The following is a 4,300-nucleotide window of genomic DNA, read 5'->3' on the forward strand; positions in this document are numbered from 1 at the left end:
GCAGAAATGGTGCCAAAAAACGGAGAAAAACATCAATAATATGACAATAACCGATGTAAGAATACTTGAAAAATCTAAATATTCAATTTTTTACATTGATAATTTTTCAGACGATTTTAAAGAAATTATCAGAAAACAACTTCAAGGTGTTTGGAGTGGTTTTTCAGAAGCTGATAGCTTACCAGAATTTTATTCATATAAAAAAACTCTAACATCATTCTTAGAGAGGTATGATCCAAAATCTGAAGATATTAAAAAAGGAATGATTGGAGAATTACTAGCTCATATACTTTTGAATCATCAAGATAATAAATTGACTTCACTTTCTATTCTTAAAAATAAAGAGGAAAAAAGTATAAAAAAAGGATTTGATATTATCTATTGTGATATTGAAGACAATAAACTTTGGTATTCTGAAGTAAAATCAGGAAGAAGTGAAACAAGTAAAGATAATTCAACAAAATATAATAGTATATTGCTAAATAGAGCAAAATCAGGTATTAGTTCAATGATAGCAGAAAGAAGAAATTCATTATGGGAAAGTGCCTTAATTGATGTTTCATTGGTCATAAATGAAAACGATGGGAGACTTAATTTAAAAAAATTATTATCTAATGATTCTCCAAATTTAAAACCAAATCAAAAAAAAAATGCAATATTAATATCAACACTTTATCACGATTTAATTGATATTATTGATGAAAATAGTATTTCAGATTTTTTAAATAGTACAGCTAATGAAAATATATTTGAAGACTTAATTATAATATGTATTCAAAAAAATACTTTTGAAACAGTTGCAAATTTTTTAAGAGATGAAATTAAAACATCATAATTATGGAAATCAAACAAATTACTCTTAAAGAATTTAGAAAAGAAATAAAGTCAACTTTTTTTGATAGTTCATATAAAAAATTGCAACTTAATTTAGATTTGAACGAAACTGAGATTCATCATCTTTTGAAAAATGCAATCATATTTTCTAACTTTGGAGATTCTGATTTACAAAAGTTAGCATATAAAATAATTGTAACATATTCAAACAAATATAACGACTATAAACCCTTATACGATTTTGCAATTAATAAAGGTTATATTCCTATTTCAAAATTAGTAGAGTCAAAATACTCGAACAATAATATTGATGACCATTTTTTCAATTTATTCTTTTCTTCATTTCAAGAAAATTTTAAAGAAAAAAACTATTACATTTCAAATGGACAAAAGAAACTTATAGAATTCTCATCAAATAACAATTCTAATTTTGTTTTAATCGCACCTACTTCTTATGGGAAATCTGAAATTATAGTCGAAAAAGTTTTATCAAATAAAGATAAAAAAGTTTGCATTATCGTTCCAAGTAAAGCACTTCTAGCACAAACAAAAAAGAGACTTTTAAATAATTCTAATAATTCAAATGTTCATAGAATAATCACTCATCCAGAAATGTACAAAGGAACTGAGCAGAATTTTATAGCTGTCTTAACCCAAGAAAGACTTTTAAGGTTACTTCAGAAAAATATTGATTTAAAGCTAGATATTGTTTTAATTGATGAAGCACATAACTTATTTGGAGAAAAAGAAGATGATAGTAGATCCATTTTATTGGCACAAGTAATAATCATTTTAAAAAAGAGAAATGAAAATGTAGTTTTAAATTTCTTTTCCCCTTTCATTGCTAATCCAAATAACTTAAAAATTAAACAATGTAATTATGATGTTGCTTCTCAAAATACTGATGAATTTATAAAAACAGAAAAGTATTTTGTTTGTGATTTATATGAAAGTAGTGGTAAATTAGAAATTTTCGACCAATTTTCCAATAGTTTTATTAATACAAATATTGAATACAAAAATGTATTTGATCTTCTGAAATTAGAAAAATCAAATAAAAATATAATTTATCTAAATCGTCCTATACATATTGAAGAATTCTCACTTGAGTTAGCTAATCGAACAAATGATATAGAATTACAAATTGAAGAAATTGAAAAAACAATTTCAGAATATATTCATCCAGATTATAATCTAATCAAATGTATCAAAAAAGGAATAGTTTACCATCACGGTGGAATGCCTGAAATAATTAGATTATTTGTTGAAGATATTTTCTCAAAAAGAAAAGATTTGGAATTTGTCATAACAAGTTCTACTCTACTTGAAGGTGTGAATATTCCAGCTGAAAAAATATTTTTATTTTCAACAATCAAAGGAAAGAATACAAATTTGTCTACATCTCAATTTAAAAATCTAATCGGAAGAATTAATAGATTTAGTGAGATTTTTAATCCAGAAAGTGGTGATTTAAAATTATTAGAGCCTAACGTTTATATAGTTAAAAGTAAATATTCAAATAAAAAAGCTAATATTAAAAAATTTATAAGCGATAGAGCAAAAACAGAATCTATTTCAATTGACAATGTTAATAATTTGCTTTTAAAAGATGAAGAAAATCTGAGTGAAACTCAGAAAATCAGTTTAAAAAACTCATTAGAATTTTTAGAAAACATTGAGCCAAACTCAACCAATTTAGAAGGCATAGTTTACGTGCAATCTGAAATTGCTCAATTATGTTTCAAAAATAACGTTTATGATTTTGATATAAAGCAATCGGAAAGAACATTATTAAAAAATCTTGCTGTTTATAAATCAACATTATTCACAATAATATCAGACAGCAATCAACTAATAGAAGCTATATATTCTATTTTTTTTAAAGATGTTTTAATTGTAGATGCTAATATAATTCGTCTTCAGAATCCTTCAGCAAGAAGATTTTACGCTATGATATTACAATGGAGAAGTTCAAGTGCTTCATACAATGAAATGATTGGTAGTTTTATAAACTATTGGAGAAGATTAAGTGGCGACGAATTGATAATATATGTTGGAACAAAATGGGGAAAAGACAAAAGAAACTTTACTGATCACCAACCATTATATATTAATTTAAAAGGAAAAGAAACAGCTGAAAGAGTAAACATTGCAATTATAAGAATAAAAGAAGAACAGGATTATGTGGAATTTAATTTATTAAAATATACTGAAATACTAGGTGAATTAGGGCTTATCGAAAATGATTTTTACGAACAAATAAAGTATGGAAGTTCAGATAAAAAAATTATAACACTTTTGAAAAATGGTTTTTCAATAGAACTTGCAAAATGTATTACAAAAGAAGAATATTTAAATTTTATTTCTATAAATCATAAAATAGATGAAATTATTATAAAAGACACGATAGTAATTGAAATGGAAATTAATAATGAAAATAAAATACTGATTTTTGAAATTAAATATCATATTAACGAACAATAAACCACTTCTGCTAACAGCCGTTTGGCAAGATTGGGGTTTTAGTGGAATTAACGTTTTTTATCATATCTTCGTTTCGGCAGAAAATACTCTGCTATTAAGTCCCCAACCTCGCCAAGCGCCAAGACGTTAGCAGTAATCTTCGCGCAGAAACGTTGAATTTAGTAACCTAACAGAACTAATGAAAAACAAAGAATTAAGTTTTTTAATAATATCAAGCTTATTAATTTCTGTATTGAAATATGTTTTAGGTGCAGAAATGCCAATAAAATATGGAGAGACTATATTTTTAATATTCATTGCAGTAATATTATTCTCCCTATTTAATTTGACAAGAGAAAGATATAGTAATATGTCAAATTTTTACTTTCTAACATTTTTGCTTATTGGTTTACTTCCTTACTTTCATTATCTAAACTATTCTTACGACAAAGAAAATTATAGTTTTAATAAAGAATATTTAGATAGAAATATAAAAAACTATAAAGAAGAACTTAAAAATTACAAAGATTCAGTTTATATTGTAGACTTACAGTCAAAATTTAAAAATGTAAAAATCAATTTACTTGAAGAAAAAAAACAAAAAATAAAAGAATACACATTTATTGTTAAATCTATTTCAAAAGACGATGAAAGACCAAATGACAGAAGTAGAGAAAAAGATGTTGACATTTTCAAAAATAATATCAGAATTACAACTTTAAAATTAGAATCAGGAAATTTAACCGAAGGAATTAATAAATTTACTAGAGAAATGAATTTATTAAAAACCAAAATCCAAAATCCAAAACAATTTGTTCCATATAATGATATATGGTTAGATTCAGTAACTGGTTTTATTTTTGGCTTCTTAAAACCACTATCAAAACTATCACAGATAATAAGATTTCTGCAGTTAATAACTGCTTATTTTTTATTTTATATGATTTCTAGCTGGCTAAAAACATCAAAAAATTTAAACATATCCAAAATAGATGAATAAAGA

At 24.6% G+C, this 4,300-nt stretch carries 3 protein-coding genes; all 3 read left to right on the top strand.

Going from position 1 to position 4,300, the window contains the following annotated elements; translation table 11 throughout:
* The coding region (locus tag H2650_RS15545) for a hypothetical protein (RefSeq protein ID WP_223151125.1) at window positions 1–835 on the top strand (835 nt) is incomplete at its 5' end.
* Window positions 836–837: 2 nt separating this feature from the next.
* Entirely contained in the window at window positions 838–3,318 is a 2,481-nt protein-coding gene (locus tag H2650_RS15550) for a DEAD/DEAH box helicase (RefSeq protein ID WP_188051743.1), read from the top strand.
* A gap of 178 nt (window positions 3,319–3,496) precedes the next feature.
* On the top strand, window positions 3,497–4,297 hold the full coding sequence (locus tag H2650_RS15555) for a hypothetical protein (protein ID WP_188051744.1): 801 nt from the start codon (window positions 3,497–3,499) through the stop codon (window positions 4,295–4,297).
* The last annotated feature ends 3 nt before the right edge of the window (window positions 4,298–4,300 follow it).

This window comes from Flavobacterium sp. GP15 (assembly GCF_014281985.1).
GTDB lineage: Bacteria > Bacteroidota > Bacteroidia > Flavobacteriales > Flavobacteriaceae > Flavobacterium > Flavobacterium pygoscelis.

Bases quoted from the DNA above. Each gene is read 5' to 3' on its own strand.
- H2650_RS15555 (WP_188051744.1), top strand. From the start codon at position 3,497: ATGAAAAACAAAGAATTAAGTTTTTTAATAATATCAAGCTTATTAATT.
- H2650_RS15550 (WP_188051743.1), top strand. From the start codon at position 838: ATGGAAATCAAACAAATTACTCTTAAAGAATTTAGAAAAGAAATAAAG.